14 protein-coding genes are annotated in these 14919 nt (G+C 34.5%); 12 read left to right on the forward strand and 2 right to left on the reverse strand.

What is annotated here, in order from left to right; all coding sequences use genetic code 11:
- The first annotated feature begins 7 nt into the window (after nucleotides 1-7).
- The 3 genes from DCO46_RS23455 (at nucleotide 8) to DCO46_RS19640 (ending at nucleotide 2161) form a co-directional block, all read left to right on the forward strand.
- Entirely contained in the window at nucleotides 8-175 is a 168-nt protein-coding gene (locus tag DCO46_RS23455; RefSeq protein WP_410503670.1) for a TPM domain-containing protein, read from the forward strand.
- Nucleotides 176-212: 37 nt separating this feature from the next.
- Entirely contained in the window at nucleotides 213-1109 is an 897-nt protein-coding gene (locus DCO46_RS19635; protein ID WP_116754183.1) for a LysR family transcriptional regulator, read from the forward strand.
- Between the two features lie 74 nt (nucleotides 1110-1183).
- Complete coding sequence (locus tag DCO46_RS19640) at nucleotides 1184-2161, forward strand: YeiH family protein (RefSeq protein ID WP_116754184.1); 978 nt, start codon at nucleotides 1184-1186, stop codon at nucleotides 2159-2161.
- Nucleotides 2162-2166: 5 nt separating this feature from the next.
- Here DCO46_RS19640 and DCO46_RS19645 read toward each other — a convergent pair whose 3' ends face one another.
- Complete coding sequence (locus DCO46_RS19645) at nucleotides 2167-3117, reverse strand: hypothetical protein (RefSeq protein WP_116754185.1); 951 nt, start codon at nucleotides 3115-3117, stop codon at nucleotides 2167-2169.
- A 173-nt stretch (nucleotides 3118-3290) separates the two neighbouring features.
- Between DCO46_RS19645 and DCO46_RS19650 the strand changes: the two genes are divergently transcribed.
- Nucleotides 3291-4289: a zinc dependent phospholipase C family protein gene (locus DCO46_RS19650; protein ID WP_116754186.1), complete on the forward strand. Its 999-nt coding sequence runs from the start codon at nucleotides 3291-3293 to the stop codon at nucleotides 4287-4289.
- A gap of 82 nt (nucleotides 4290-4371) precedes the next feature.
- Here the strand turns inward: DCO46_RS19650 and DCO46_RS19655 are convergent, their stop codons facing one another.
- Nucleotides 4372-6507, reverse strand: a complete 2136-nt coding sequence (locus DCO46_RS19655; protein WP_116754187.1) for an LTA synthase family protein — start codon at nucleotides 6505-6507, stop codon at nucleotides 4372-4374.
- Nucleotides 6508-6694: 187 nt separating this feature from the next.
- On the opposite strand from DCO46_RS19655, the gene DCO46_RS19660 reads away from it, so the two are divergent.
- The 8 genes from DCO46_RS19660 to hisH form a co-directional block, all read left to right on the forward strand.
- Nucleotides 6695-7360 (forward strand): response regulator transcription factor, encoded by a 666-nt coding sequence (locus DCO46_RS19660; RefSeq protein ID WP_116754188.1) that lies wholly within the window; start codon nucleotides 6695-6697, stop codon nucleotides 7358-7360.
- Nucleotides 7361-8761 (forward strand): sensor histidine kinase, encoded by a 1401-nt coding sequence (locus DCO46_RS19665; RefSeq protein WP_116754189.1) that lies wholly within the window; start codon nucleotides 7361-7363, stop codon nucleotides 8759-8761. It begins immediately after the preceding gene.
- Nucleotides 8762-9072: 311 nt separating this feature from the next.
- Nucleotides 9073-9930 (forward strand): ATP phosphoribosyltransferase, encoded by an 858-nt coding sequence (gene hisG, locus DCO46_RS19670; protein WP_116754190.1) that lies wholly within the window; start codon nucleotides 9073-9075, stop codon nucleotides 9928-9930.
- 102 nt (nucleotides 9931-10032) lie between these two features.
- Entirely contained in the window at nucleotides 10033-11316 is a 1284-nt protein-coding gene (gene hisD / locus DCO46_RS19675; protein ID WP_116754191.1) for a histidinol dehydrogenase, read from the forward strand.
- Between the two features lie 115 nt (nucleotides 11317-11431).
- A complete protein-coding gene (hisC, locus tag DCO46_RS19680; protein WP_116754192.1) occupies nucleotides 11432-12481 on the forward strand; it encodes a histidinol-phosphate transaminase in 1050 nt (349 codons plus the stop codon).
- A 212-nt stretch (nucleotides 12482-12693) separates the two neighbouring features.
- Complete coding sequence (gene hisB, locus DCO46_RS19685; protein WP_116754193.1) at nucleotides 12694-13830, forward strand: bifunctional histidinol-phosphatase/imidazoleglycerol-phosphate dehydratase HisB; 1137 nt, start codon at nucleotides 12694-12696, stop codon at nucleotides 13828-13830.
- 80 nt (nucleotides 13831-13910) lie between these two features.
- On the forward strand, nucleotides 13911-14261 hold the full coding sequence (locus DCO46_RS19690; RefSeq protein WP_116754194.1) for a nuclear transport factor 2 family protein: 351 nt from the start codon (nucleotides 13911-13913) through the stop codon (nucleotides 14259-14261).
- 74 nt (nucleotides 14262-14335) lie between these two features.
- Nucleotides 14336-14919: imidazole glycerol phosphate synthase subunit HisH (gene hisH / locus DCO46_RS19695; protein ID WP_116754195.1), on the forward strand; the 584-nt coding region annotated here is incomplete at its 3' end.

Below are 14919 nucleotides of genomic sequence, written 5' to 3' on the forward strand. Positions count from 1 at the left end.
AATTCGGATTCAACTTGGAAATGGAATCGAAAAAAACCTTTCAGACCAGGAAACAAAAGAGATAATTGAGCATGATTTTATTCCTGAATTTAAAAAAGGAAATTACTATCAAGGAATGCAGAATGGAATTACCAAACTAATGGAAATTTTGAGAATAAAAATTAAAAAGGAATAATTTAAATTTTTCCAGTTAAGTATTCAAAAAACAAAAAATGGATTTCAGGCTAAAAGTTTTCTACACCGTTGCACTCCGTCTTAACTTTACTAAAGCGGCAACCGAATTGTATATATCGCAGCCTGCAGTTTCTAAACATATTCAGGAATTAGAGGAAACCTACAAAATAAAGTTATTCGAACGAAATGGTTCTAAAATAGCTTTGACACCAGCGGGAGAAATTCTGCTAAAACATACCAAAAGTATATTTGAAATCTACAGGGAAATAGATTTCGACTTAAGCTCATTTATAGATAACCGTCAGGGTTTATTGCGATTAGGAGCAAGTACAACCATTTCACAATATATAATTTCACCAGTTTTAGCGCGGTTTCACCAGAAACAGCAAGATATAAAAGTAAACCTCCTGAATGGAAATACGGAACAGATTGAGAATTCCTTAATCAATAAAGAAATTGAAATCGGAATTGTTGAAGGGCAAACTAAAAACCAATCTATAAAATACATCCCGTTTCTGAAAGATGAACTGGTTTTGGTCTGCAACAACAAAAATCCTGTAGTACAGCAAAATGAAATCTCGCTGGAAGATTTAAAGTCGTTGAAATTTATAACCCGCGAGCGGGGATCAGGAACACTTGAAGTTATAGAATATGCATTAAAACAAGTGGATGTAAAAATCAGTGACCTTCAAATTGAAATGCAGTTAGGAAGCACGGAAAGTATAAAATCCTATTTGCTAAATTCAGACTGTTTTGCTTTTATGTCGATACATGCGGTGAGTAAAGAACTTCAAAATAACGAGCTAATGGCTCTGGATGTTGAAAATTTAGCAATAGAAAGGTATTTTTATATCATAACATTACTTGGAAAATCAGATCCCTTATCAGAACTTTTTATTCAAAATATATCCTCTTTCTATAACCTGAAGTTATAGTCGATTGCAATTTACAATTGGCGATTTCAATTTAATCGGCAGACCTTTGTAAGGTAATAATTAAGCACGATATTTTGAAAACGCACCAACAAACAACAACACATTTAGTAGAAGTCAGCATTTATTTTCAGCAGGCCGTTTTTGCCTCGGTGATTATTTTGTGTCTGCTTTCGGTTATTTCACCGCCGATTGCTTTGTTATTGGGAGTTGTGATCGTAAATTTATTTGGAAATCCCTTTTTAACATTCAATCACAAAGCCATTACATTTTTATTACAATTTTCAGTAGTAGGATTAGGTTTTGGTATGAATGCAGCAAACGCAGTTTCAGCAGGAAAAGAAGGTTTTCTACTGACTGTCTTTTCTATTTTTAGCACATTGGTTTTAGGTTTTTTTCTGGGAAAATGGCTCAAAACAGATCGTAAAACATCACATCTTATATCTTCCGGAACAGCAATTTGCGGCGGAAGTGCTATTGCAGCAATTGCCCCGGTAATTAAATCAAATGAGAATCAGACCTCAATTGCTTTGGGAGTGATTTTTATACTAAACTCAATTGCTCTATTTGCATTTCCTTTTATAGCGCATCAGCTCGATTTATCGCAGAGAGAATTTGGTTTGTGGTGCGCCATTGCTATTCATGACACCAGTTCTGTAGTTGGCGCGGCAAACAAATATGGACCGGAAGCTTTGCAGGTCGCCACAACAGTAAAATTGGCCAGGGCTTTATGGATTATTCCGATTTCGCTTTTGACAGCAGTACTTTTCAAAAACCAATCAGGAAGTGTCGGGTCAAAAATCAAAATTCCTTACTTTATCGGACTGTTTATTCTGGCCATGCTTTTAAATTCTTATGTTCCAAAAGCCTCTATTTTTGCGCCTTATGTGGTGAATATTGCCAAAATCGGATTAACAATTACCTTGTTTCTTATTGGTGCAACTTTAAATGTCAATACGTTAAAAGCAGTAGGAGTGAAGCCATTACTGCAGGGTGTCTTCCTTTGGGTTTTTATTGCAGGTTTAGCGTTGGCTTCGATTCTTTATTTGGGTTAATTCTTTTATTTTATATTTGAAAATTTCACAACTGATTTACCTACAGATTTATATGCTTTGCCACTAAATGAAAAACGTTTTTCAATTACAAAATTAAACTGCTTTTTAGTTTTTGCCATTGCAGTAATTTCTTCGGGTAAATCAAGTTCATAGTCGTCCTCTGTACCTTTTGCTTTTTTGTACAATCCGGTTGTTGTAATCACAATATCCCTGAAAAACTTTTTATTATTATCCGTTGCAACACTATAAGTACTTGACCAATCGGAACTCATACTGTTTGTAAGATTATAATAATTGACTTCCATCAAAGGCTGATATTTACCATCAAACCCTGCAATTAGATATAAATAACCGTTGTATGCACCGCCTGCACCGCCATTTGCATGTACGAGCGATAATGCATATTGATCTTCTCCAATCTGAACAAGTTTTGGTCGGGGCGACTGGGCAAAAGAACCAAAAGCGGCTACAGCGGGTTGAAAAGATTTCATTTCCCAGATATTCCCGTTTTTTGCAAATTTAGCGATACCTATAAGTCCGCCTGTAAATCTGCTGGTTTGTAGTCCGTCTGCGTCATAGACAGAGTGATTGAATATAAAAAATTTGAACTGATTTCCTTTTGAATCAGCATAATCGATATTTTGAAGAAGTCGTGTTGCAACACCGTCTGTGTAGGGAAACATCTGATCGCCATCGGTACCATTAACATCAGTAAATGGTGAAGGTTTACAAGTTTTGCATTTCCAGCTTACAAAAGTATTTTTATCTTCCAGATGGTATAATTTTCCGGGAAACAATTTTTCCATGGTTTTTACACCATCAATCGGATCGGCAATTTTAAGTGTTCTTTTTGGGTTTAGAATAGTATCGCTAACATTTTTTAGCTGTATATCAGTTTCCTGAGCAAAACAAAGACCTGAGAATAAAAGGAAGAAATTTAAAATAATATGGCGCATAAAATTGAGTTTGGAAATAAAACAAACTTACAAATAAAAAATGATTGATAATATGAACTTATAATACTTATGAGGTTTAAAAACAATCAAAAGTTAAATTAAGAGATTCTTAATTGGTAGTCTTTTAAATTATCTTTAAATAAGGTAAGTTTGCGTTCAAATAAAAATTACAAATGAAAAACTTTAAAATGAAACCAAAACTAATCACATTTATTGTAGTAGGAATTGGATTTTTGACATTATCCTGGGGAATCGTTGGTCATGAACGAATTAACAAAGCAGCTGTTATGGCTTTGCCAAAACCTCTTCAGGTTTTCTTTTACAATCACATCGATTTTATTACTCAGGAAGCTTCTGTTCCTGATATCCGTAAATATGCTTTAAATTACAAAGACGAAAACCCAAGACATTATTTTGACATGGAAAACTTTGGATCTGTGGACAGTTTACCGCAGACTATGGAGGCAGCAAAGAAAAAATATGATGCCAAATTCCTGAATGACAACGGGATTTTGCCTTGGTACATAGAAGACTTAATGGTGAAATTAACCAAAGCATTCAAAGATAAAAACAGAGCAGAAATTTTGTTTCTTGCTGCAGATTTAGGTCATTATGTTGGAGATGCACACATGCCGTTGCATACGTCTGCAAATCATGACGGACAGTTGAGCGACCAAAAAGGGATTCATTCTCTTTGGGAAAGCAGATTACCTGAATTGTTTGCTAAAAATTACAAATTAAATGTTCCTGAAGCGCAATATTATCAGGATGTTCATAAAGCAACCTGGGATATGATCAATGATACTCACAGCTTGGCACAACCTTTATTGGATATCGACAAAAAACTAAGAACAGCAACTCCTGAAGGTGAAGTTTTTGTAAAGGATGCAGACGGAAAAATATTGAAAAGCAAATATAATACAGCTATTTTCTCTGAACAGTATGCCTCAAAATTGCACAAAGAATTAAATGGAATGGTCGAAAGCCAAATGAGAAAAGCAATTACCGCTACTGCCAGTTTTTGGTACACGGCGTGGGTAAATGCCGGAAAACCTGATTTGAGCGATTTAGATTCACCAGCAGTTACACAAAGAAACTTTCAATTCCTGCAAGAGGATTTGAAAACATATCAAAGAGGAGATTTATTTGGAATGAAAAACCAAAATGATTAGTTTTTTGTTTCAGGTTAATTTCTAAACCATATCAAAAAGCCTCAAATCTTAACGATTTGAGGCTTTTTTTATGTCTGTTATCTTAACGAACTTTGGCGTACAACTTATGATTTTTGACAGTTAAGTCTTTAAACTGATATTCCTTTTCCTTCAATACATACGATGCAGACTGATAAAAAGCAATAGTTTGATTGATCAAATCGGTTCTTTCAGATTTTAACGGTTTTTCATCATAATAAATCTGATAATCGTGAGCAACATCTTCTTTTTTATTCAGGCGTAAATCAAATTGTTTTACCTGTTGTTTGGGCGATAAAATCGTTAATACATTATCTTTTATTAATCCCAAATCCTGATAGGTAGCAATAAAAGCACGAGGTTTATAATCCGGTTTAAAAACATCCTGACCAAAAAATTTACTTTGGTAATCAAAATGAAGCAAGCCAAAAACCGTTGGCATAAGATCAATCTGTGACATGAGTTTGTTACATCTTTCAGGCTTAATTTGCGGACTGTAAATAAATGCCGGAATTCGGTATTTATCCAGAGGAAGTTCTGTTTTTCCTGCACTTGAAGCGCAATGATCGGCTACGATTACAAAAACAGTATTATTAAACCAGGGTTGCTTACCAGCCATTGCAAAGAATTTCCTAAGTGCATAATCGGTATATTTTACACCCCCGTCACGTGATTTGATATCTCCGGGAATATCAATTTTATTGTTCGGATACGTAAAAGGTCTGTGATTGCTCACCGTCATGATATGATTAAAAAAGGGTTTGTTTTCTTTTGCTTCGGCATTCATGACTTTAATTGCCTTGTTGTACATGTCTTCATCACAAACACCCCAAACATTAGAAAAAGTAATTTCGTCAGGAGAGAAACTTGATTTATCTATAATTTGATAACCGTTTCCGGAATAAAAATCCTGCATATTATCAAAAAAGGCATCACCGCCATACATGAATTTTACATTGTATCCTTTTTGCTTAAAAACAGCTCCTGTCGAAAATTTATTTTTGTTGTCTTCACGTTTTACGACACTTTCACCGGCTGTTGGAGGCAGGCACAAAGTAACCGCTTCAAGTCCGCGTACCGTGCGGTTTCCGGCAGCATATAAGTTTGTAAACTGCAGGCTTTTTTGAGAAAGACTGTCCAGGAACGGCGTGATGTTTTCCTGATTTCCATACATTTTCATGAATTCGGCACTGTAGCTTTCAATCGTAATGAGCACTACATTTTTATGATTTTCAATGGAATCACTCTGAATGTTTCGTGACGTATTCTCATTTGAAATTGTCGGAAACTGTTCTTTTAAAAGTGAAAAAGCTTTGTTGTTTGGAAGCGTTTTGTAAAATTTAAAGTAATCTAATTTATTATTCTGAAAAGCCAGGTAAAATTTATATAAACCATTAGATTGTAATTCATTAACAAATATATTTTTAGAATTTTCTGTTTTAGCCAGGGCAGGAATCGCAAAAAAAGAAACCAGTAATAATCCAATGTATAAAAGGGATATTTTAAACTTCTCATTTAATTTCGGAATCTCATCAATATAATTTCCGGATTTTCTCATAATAAAGTAAGTGACAATTCCGGTAACGATAAACAGAACAGAAAATAACGGAATTACAGGGTAGGATTCCATTATGTTTCCGATAACTTCATTGGTGTAAATCAGATAATTGACAGCAATGAAATTATATTTCACTCCAAATTCATTCCAAAAGAAATATTCGCTTAGTCCGTTTTGGAGAATCACTAAAACATACAGGAAAATAACAAAGGCAAAGAGCCAGAATCTGATTTTGTCCCTGTGTTTTGGAAGGAAAAGTAAAAGTGCAAAAAGAAAAGTTTTGATTCCGATAAAGATTAAAACGATACGTGGCAAAGCGCCACCATATTCGTCAAAAATACTTTTACCTGAAGCAACATATAAAAAAGCACTTACTAAAAAGCCCAAAATAATATATCCTGAAGGTTTATTGTATTTTGAATTTGAAATAAAAATTAGATACAGCCACAAAAATACGCTGGCCACAATAAAGACGAAAAAGTCTGAAATCAGGCCTAAACTAAAGATTTTCAGGCTTTGCAGTACAGTAAATGAACTTTGGGTTATAGGATGAAAAAACAAGACAGCCCTGAGCAGAAAGCTTACAATAAAGTAAAATACCGCAAGGTTGTAAAAAGGTGAAAGTTTCTTGTAAAAAGTCATGACATTATTTTTTTACAAAATTAATTTCGGTTGATTAAGTAAGAATGAAGTTTGACTTTTGCCTTAGTTAGAGTTAACTTAATGTTTGCTTAAGATTCTGTAACTTATAAGATTAAGATGATTTTTAAATATTTTCTCAATCTTAAAATTTTTACCTTTGAGGAAATATAATCTTAACTGACTGTAAATGCATATTTTAATAGTTGAAGACGAATTAGGGATTGTTCAGTTTTTGAAACAGGGCCTGGAGGAAGAAGGATATTTGGTAACCACAGCAAACGATGGCTCCAAAGGATTTGAACTAGTGCAAACCCAACAGTTTGATTTGATTTTACTCGACTGGATGCTCCCTAAAATTAATGGGCTGGACCTGTGTAAGGCTATTAGAATCAAAGATAAAAGAACCCCAATTATTTTTTTGACAGCAAAAGATACCGTTCAGGAAACAATTGAAGGTTTAAAGGCCGGTGCCAACGATTATATCAAAAAGCCATTTAGTTTTGAAGAATTAGTTGAACGTATAAAGGTTCATTTTAGAAACCCAAAAGTGCCTGAAACCCTTTCTCTGGGCACAATCACAATTGATTCATCCAGACATGTTGTCTTAAAAAATGATGAAGAAGTAGCCCTCACGCAAAGAGAATTTGAATTATTGAAATATTTAATTCAAAATAAAGGAAAAGTCTGTACCAGAAACCAGATATTAAGGGATGTCTGGGGGATTAATTTTGAGTATGATACGGGTGTGATAGACGTTTTTATGAATGCCATAAGAAAAAAACTCAATTTAAAAATCGAAGAAGATTATATAAAAACAATACGCGGCATAGGCTATATCGCTAACGACTTATAAATGGCACAGTTATCCTTTAAAAACAGAATCGCATTAAATTATATAATAACCACAGGTCTGCTGATTTTTGTGGTTTTCTCAGCCATTTATTTTACTGTAAAATTTACCGTTTACAAACATATTGATGAAAATTTGATGATCGAAATTCAGGATCATTTAAAAGAAATCAGGGTTGAAAATAAAAAGGTAATTTTTATGGATGCCGAAGAATGGGAAGAACGCGAACATAATTCTGTCGATGTAAATCCTGTTTTTGTTCAGTTTTTTGATCTGAATAAAAAAACAATTGAGAAATCACCCAATTTAAAAAACGAAACCCTTGTATTTCATGATAGTGTAGAACATTTTCAGCTGTTTGATACAAAATTATTAAACAATACAATCCGGCAGATTCAGATTCCACTTCATATAAAATCAAAGAAAGTGGGTTATTTAATTATTGCAATGTCACTTTCGGATTCAGCCAAAGTGCTTAAAAACCTTTTTGATACCTTATTAATTGCTTTTCCTATTATTTTATTACTGCTGTTTTTTATTGCAAGATTTTTTGCGGGACGAAGTATAAAGCCAATAAATGCGATAATTAATACCTCTGAAATCATCACAAAAGATAATTTAAAAACAAGGATTCCGCTTCCCAAAACACGGGACGAGTTGTTCGTACTTTCCAAAACCATAAACAATTTATTAGACCGCATTGAAGATGCTATTAAGCGAGAAAAACAGTTTACTTCGGATGCGTCACATGAACTAAGGACTCCACTTACCGTTATTAAAGGAACGCTTGAAGTTTTAATCAGGAAACCCCGTGACAATAAGGAATATGAAGACAAAATAAATTATTGCATAAATGAAGTTGACCACTTAAATATTCTGGTAGATCAGCTTCTTTTGATGGCTCGTTTCGAAAACCAAAAGTTAAACATAAACAAAGAAAACGTTTATTTAAACGCTATAATTTTAGACGTTTTAACCCTGAACTCAGAGAAAATAAATTCAAGAAAAATAGATGTGGTTTTAGAAGCCGGTGACGAATTTTATATTTACTCGGATAACTATCTCCTGGTCACCATTATTCGAAATATTATATCAAATGCCATTAAATATTCAAATGAAAACGGGAAAATTTTAATTGAACTAAAAAAAGAAAAAGACACCATAAGCTGTACAATTTCAGATCACGGAATCGGAATTGAAAAGAAAGACCTGGAATCAATACTGAATCCGTTTTTTAGATCCGATTCATCCCTTCATTCTGAAATCAAAGGGACAGGACTTGGATTATCAATTGTAAAAAGAATGACTGAGATGCTTCATATTACATTTAAAATTGATAGTGAAATAGGGATCGGAACAACAGTTGTTCTGACTTTTAACGAAAATTCTAAAACGTTTGAGTAGATTTAAAAAAAGCAATAAAAACTACGCATGATAATTTTTTTAACAATAAACTAGTGTTAAGTTAAATTAAAAATTGCTTTTTTATGAATTTATCTATTATATTTGCAACCGAAACAAAGAATACAAAATAACACAAATCATGATTTCTATTCAATTACATCATCATCATTTTCATTATTGCTCTCAGGCGATGTGTTAATGGTATGCATGTAAATCATCATATTTTAAAACCCGTTTGAGTACATCAAACGGGTTTTTTAATTTTAACTCTCTTTGTACTCAAACTATTAATCCAACAAACAACTAAAAAAATGAGTACTTTAAAAATTGCAATTCAAAAATCAGGTCGTTTAAACGAAGAAAGCATTCAAATTCTTAAAGATTGCGGTATTTCGATCAATAACGGAATCGACCAGCTAAAAGCCCAAGCTTCGAATTTTCCTCTGGAAGTTTTATATTTAAGAAATTCAGATATCCCTCAATACTTAATAGACGGTGTTGTAGATTTAGCCATTGTAGGTGATAATTTACTGGTAGAGAAAGGGAAAGGAATTGAAGTAGTTCAGAAATTAGGATTCTCAAAATGCAAAGTTTCTGTAGCAGTTCCTAAAACTTTAGAATACAATTCAGTTCAGGATTTGGCAGGTTTAAGAATCGCAACCTCTTATCCAAACACTGTAAACGAATATTTTAGCTCTTTTGGATTAACAGTTGATATTCACCAGATTTCCGGTTCTGTAGAGATTGCACCAAACATTGGCCTTGCAGACGCTATTGTAGACATTGTGTCCAGTGGCAGTACCTTATTCAAAAACAACCTGAAAGAAGTTGAAGTAATTTTAAAAAGTGAAGCCGTTTTGGCTGTTTCTCCCAAAGTTTCTCCGGAAATTCAGAAACACATTGATACTTTAAAATTCAGGATTCAGGCGGTTTTAAGAGCCAGAAATTCAAAATACATCCTGATGAATGTACCAAATGATAAAATTGATGCAGTAGGTAAAATTCTTCCGGTTCTGAGAAGTTTAACCGTTTTGCCATTAGCTCAGGAAGGCTGGAGCAGCGTACACTCTGTAATCGATAAAGATACTTTCTGGGATGTAATAGATCAGTTAAAAGAAGTTGGGGCAGAAGGAATTTTAGTTTGCCCAATCGAGAAAATGGTTTTGTAGGGCTTTCGCCCGCTGTAGGCTTTAGGCAATACGCTTTAAGCCAAAATAGACAAAGTTAAGAAAGCTTAAAGCTTACGGCTTATAGCATAAAGCATAAAAAAAATGAATAAAATAGACAATCCAAAACAAGATACCTGGTCTGAAATATTAAAAAGACCAACCAAAACGATAGACGACATTGAAGTTACGGTTAAGGAAATCTTCAAAGAAGTACAGAAAAAAGGAGATGAAGCAGTAGCAAAATACACTTCAATTTTTGACGGAATCGCTTTGGATAATTACGAAGTTTCCAATGAAGAAATTCAGGAAGCTATTGGTTTGATTTCAAATGAACTGAAAGAAGCTATCCAGTTAGCAAAAGACAATATTTATAAATTCCACAGCGCTCAGAAAACACAAAGAATTTCAGTTGAAACCATAGAAGGCGTAAACTGCTGGCAGGAAAAAAGACCCATCCAGAAAATCGGATTATACATTCCGGGCGGAACCGCACCATTGTTTTCGACGGTTTTAATGCTGGCTGTACCCGCAGAAATAGCAGGCTGTAAAGAAATTGTCTTATGTTCGCCACCCGATAAAAAAGGAAAAATCAACCCTGCGATTTTATATGCAGCTAATTTATGCGGAGTGACGAAAATTTTGAAAGTAGGCGGAATTCAGGCAATAGCAGGAATGACTTTCGGTACACAATCTATTCCAAAAGTATATAAGATTTTCGGACCCGGAAATCAATTTGTAACCGTAGCCAAACAGTTAGCTACGCAGCACGGAGTGGCAATAGACATGCCGGCTGGGCCTTCAGAATTGTTAATCGTGGCCGATGACTCTGCCGTTCCGGCTTTTGTAGCTTCAGATTTATTATCTCAGGCAGAACACGGGACAGACAGTCAGGTGATTTTGGTTTCGACTTCAAAAAAACTGATTGATGCTGTAGAAAAAGAGGTTCAGGAACAGATTGAGGAACTTCCGAGGAAAGAAATAGCTAAAAAAGCGATTGAGAATTCAAAATTGATTCTGGTTGAAAATGACCAGATTGCATTAGCTCTGATTAATGATTATGGTCCGGAGCATTTTATTATTTGTTCTGAATACGATGACTTTTATTGCAACGGAGTTATAAATGCCGGTTCGGTATTTATCGGGAATTATACACCGGAAAGCGCCGGGGATTATGCTTCGGGAACCAATCATACCTTGCCAACAAACGGTTATGCCAAGAATTACAGTGGTGTAAATCTCGACAGTTTTATGAAATCGATGACATTTCAGAAAATCTCTAAAACCGGAATCCTAAATATAGGAAAAGCAATTGAAGTGATGGCAGAAGCCGAAGGTTTACAGGCGCATAAAAATGCAGTAACACTTAGATTGAAATCATTAAAATAGATGCTAATCCTGCGAGGTTTCCAAAACCTCTTAAGATTAAAATTCATCCTGATATAAAAGTTAAACAATAATACCTACAGGGTTTTAGAAACCTTGCAGGAATAAAAATTGAAAAATGAATACTTTCGATATAAATACAATAACACGTGAAAACGTCAAAATATTAAAGCCATATTCCTCAGCAAGAGATGAGTTTGAAGATTTTGACACCGCCGAAATGATCTTTTTGGATGCCAATGAAAATCCGTTTCAGAATGGCGTCAATCGTTATCCGGATCCGCAACAGAATTCGGTTAAAGCTATTTTGGCTAAAAATAATACTACCAGACAAAGTCAGATTTTATTAGGAAACGGAAGCGATGAAGTTCTGGACTTGCTTTTTAGGGCTTTTTGCGAGCCAAAAGCAGATAATATTATTTCATTACCGCCAACATACGGAATGTATGGCGTGCTGGCCAATATAAATGCGGTAGAAAACAGAGAAATTTTGCTTTCCACAGATTTTCAGCCTCAGGTGGAAAAAATTTTAGAAGCTGTTGATGAAAATACAAAAATCATCTTTTTATGCTCGCCAAATAATCCAACCGGAAATTCTTTTTCGGATGAAAGCGTAGTGAAATTACTTCAAAATTTCAAGGGTCTTGTCGTGATTGACGAAGCCTATATTGATTTTTCTGATAAAGAAAGCTGGCTGACAGAAATCGATACCTATCCCAATCTGGTGATTACTCAGACACTTTCAAAAGCTTATGGTCTTGCCGGAATCCGTTTAGGAATTTGTTATGGTTCAGAAGCTGTTATTTCGGTTTTAAATAAAATAAAACCGCCTTATAACGTAAATGAATTAACACAGCAAAGAGCAATAGAACGCCTAAAAGATTCAGCTAAAATAAAGTCTGAAATTACCAGTATTATTGAGCAAAGAGAAGAATTACTTAAAGTATTGCTTGAAGTTGGTTTTGTGGAAAAAATCTATCCGACTGAAGCCAATTTTGTTTTGGTAAAAGTAGATGATGCCAATAAAAGATACGATCAGTTAATTGAAAAAGGAATTGTAATTCGAAACAGAACAACACAGCCTTTATGTGAAAACTGTCTTCGTTTTACAATTGGAACAGCAGAAGAAAACGCTGTTTTGATTAAAGAATTGAAGTTGTTAAAGTAAAAATTAACCACAAAGTTCTCAAAGAATTATGCAAAGAGTGCAAAAAAAATGCCACAGATTAAAAAGGTTTTTTCACGCAGATTTGGCAGATTAAAGCAGATGGAATTTTGATTTATAAATTATCTGTGTGTATCTGCTCAAATCTTTTAAAATCTGCGTAAAATAAAATTCGAGAAATTAGTGTAATTCGTGGCAGAACAAAATAATAACCTATGAAAAAAGTACTTTTTATCGATCGTGACGGAACGATTGTTTTAGAACCTGAAAATTTACAATTGGACAGTTTGGATAAACTGGAGTTTTATCCAAAAGCTTTTCAATATCTGGCTAAAATTGCCAATGAATTAGATTACGAACTGGCAATGGTTACCAATCAGGACGGATTAGGAACGGAGAGTTTCCCGGAAGATACGTTTTGGCCAACGCAGAATTTTATTTTAAAAGCGTTTGAAAATGAAGGTGTTGTTTTTGATGAGATTTTTGTTGACAGATCTTTCCCTGAAGATAATGCACCAACACGCAAACCAAGAACCGGAATGCTAACCAAATATCTGAACAATCCGGAATATGATCTGGCAAATTCATTTGTTTTGGGAGATCGTTTAACGGATGTAGAATTGGCTAAAAACCTGGGGGCAAAAGCTATTTTCATGAACGATACAGATGGAGCAGGAAGCAATGAAATTTCATCAAAACGTGAAGAATTAGACGAAACAATTGTATTACAATCAATGGATTGGAAAACAATTTATGAATTTTTAAAATTAGAAGCCCGTTCGGCATCCATTACCAGAAAAACTAACGAAACAGATATTTACATCAATCTAAACCTGGACGGAACAGGAAAAAGCAAAATCGATACCGGAATTGCCTTTTTTGACCACATGTTAGATCAAATCTCACGTCACGGCCAAATGGACCTTGAAATTCTTGTAAAAGGTGATTTAGAAGTTGACGAACATCATACCATTGAAGATACGGCCATCGCTTTGGGGGAAGTTTTCGCCAAAGCGTTAGGAAATAAACTAGGAATTGAACGTTACGGATTCTGTCTTCCAATGGATGATTGTCTGGCACAGGCCGCAATAGATTTTGGAGGAAGAAACTGGCTGATCTGGGAAACTGAATTTAAACGCGAAATGGTTGGAAAAATGCCAACAGAAATGTTTTATCACTTCTTTAAATCCTTCACCGACGGAGCAAAAGCAAACTTAAATATCAAAGCAGAAGGAATCAACGAGCATCATAAAATCGAGGCGATCTTTAAAGCTTTCGCGAAAGCGATAAAAGTAGCCGTAAAAAGAGATACAGAAAAAATGATCTTACCTTCAACGAAAGGGATGTTATAATTAATTTTGTTTCAGGTTTCAAGTTTCAGGTTGCTTACTGAACCTGAAACCTGAAACCTGAAACAAAAAAACAAAAACTTATGAATGCTGAAAAATTTGCAAAGACGTGGATAGAATCCTGGAACTCTCATGATTTGGATGATATCATGAAGCATTATTCAGAAGATATTGAAATTACTACGCCTATGATAAAACTGGCGGCAGGAATAGAGAGTGGTTCACTTGAGGGAAAAGAGCAGGTTAGGGCATATTGGGAGAAAGCTTTACAAAAAATACCTGATTTGCATTTTGAGCTGAAAGAAGTCACTTCGGGAGTTAATTCTGTTGCACTTTATTACAAATCTGTAATGAATAAAATGGCAATAGAAGTCATGTTTTTTAATGAAAACGGACTGGTAAACAAAATGATAGCTCATTATACGGATCTTTAGAAAAATTGTTTCAGGTTTAAAGTTTTGTTGAGCAACTTGAAACTTGAAACCTGAAACAAAACAAACAAAATTAAATGAAAATAGTAATTATAAATTACGGAGCAGGAAATATTCAGAGCATTATGTTTGCTATTGAAAGACTGGGTTTTAAAGCTGTTTTGAGTAATAATACGGATGAAATAAAATCCGCGGATAAAGTAATTTTTCCTGGCGTAGGCGAGGCGAGTTCGGCAATGGCAAAACTTCGCGAAAGCGGTCTGGATAATTTGATTCCCGAATTAAAACAGCCGGTTCTGGGAATTTGTCTGGGGATGCAGTTAATGTGCAATAAAACAGAAGAAGGAAGTACAAAAGGTCTGGGGATTTTTGACGTAGATGTTTTGAAATTTTCAAACAATGTAAAAGTGCCGCAAATGGGCTGGAACCAGATTTATGATCTAAAAACAGATTTATTTAAAGGAATTTCTGAAAATGAATTTATGTATTTGGTTCATAGTTTTTATGCTCCAAACTGCACAGAAGCCATAGCCACAACAAATTATGATGTTGAATATGCATCTGCCCTGCAGAAAGACAATTTTTACGGAACCCAGTTTCATCCGGAAAAAAGCGGAGATGTTGGGGAGAAGATTTTGGGTAACTTTTTAAAGTTAAATTC

The sequence above is a fragment of the Flavobacterium sp. HTF genome (genome assembly GCF_003105115.1).
Lineage (GTDB): Bacteria > Bacteroidota > Bacteroidia > Flavobacteriales > Flavobacteriaceae > Flavobacterium.

Coding starts and splice junctions, on each gene's coding strand:
- DCO46_RS19635 (WP_116754183.1), top strand. CDS start 213: ATGGATTTCAGGCTAAAAGTTTTCTACACCGTTGCACTCCGTCTTAAC.
- hisC (WP_116754192.1), top strand. CDS start 11,432: ATGAATACTTTCGATATAAATACAATAACACGTGAAAACGTCAAAATA.
- DCO46_RS19650 (WP_116754186.1), top strand. CDS start 3,291: ATGAAAAACTTTAAAATGAAACCAAAACTAATCACATTTATTGTAGTA.
- DCO46_RS19660 (WP_116754188.1), top strand. CDS start 6,695: ATGCATATTTTAATAGTTGAAGACGAATTAGGGATTGTTCAGTTTTTG.
- hisG (WP_116754190.1), top strand. CDS start 9,073: ATGAGTACTTTAAAAATTGCAATTCAAAAATCAGGTCGTTTAAACGAA.
- hisD (WP_116754191.1), top strand. CDS start 10,033: ATGAATAAAATAGACAATCCAAAACAAGATACCTGGTCTGAAATATTA.
- DCO46_RS19645 (WP_116754185.1), bottom strand. CDS start 3,117: ATGCGCCATATTATTTTAAATTTCTTCCTTTTATTCTCAGGTCTTTGT.
- DCO46_RS19655 (WP_116754187.1), bottom strand. CDS start 6,507: ATGACTTTTTACAAGAAACTTTCACCTTTTTACAACCTTGCGGTATTT.
- DCO46_RS19665 (WP_116754189.1), top strand. CDS start 7,361: ATGGCACAGTTATCCTTTAAAAACAGAATCGCATTAAATTATATAATA.
- DCO46_RS19690 (WP_116754194.1), top strand. CDS start 13,911: ATGAATGCTGAAAAATTTGCAAAGACGTGGATAGAATCCTGGAACTCT.
- hisB (WP_116754193.1), top strand. CDS start 12,694: ATGAAAAAAGTACTTTTTATCGATCGTGACGGAACGATTGTTTTAGAA.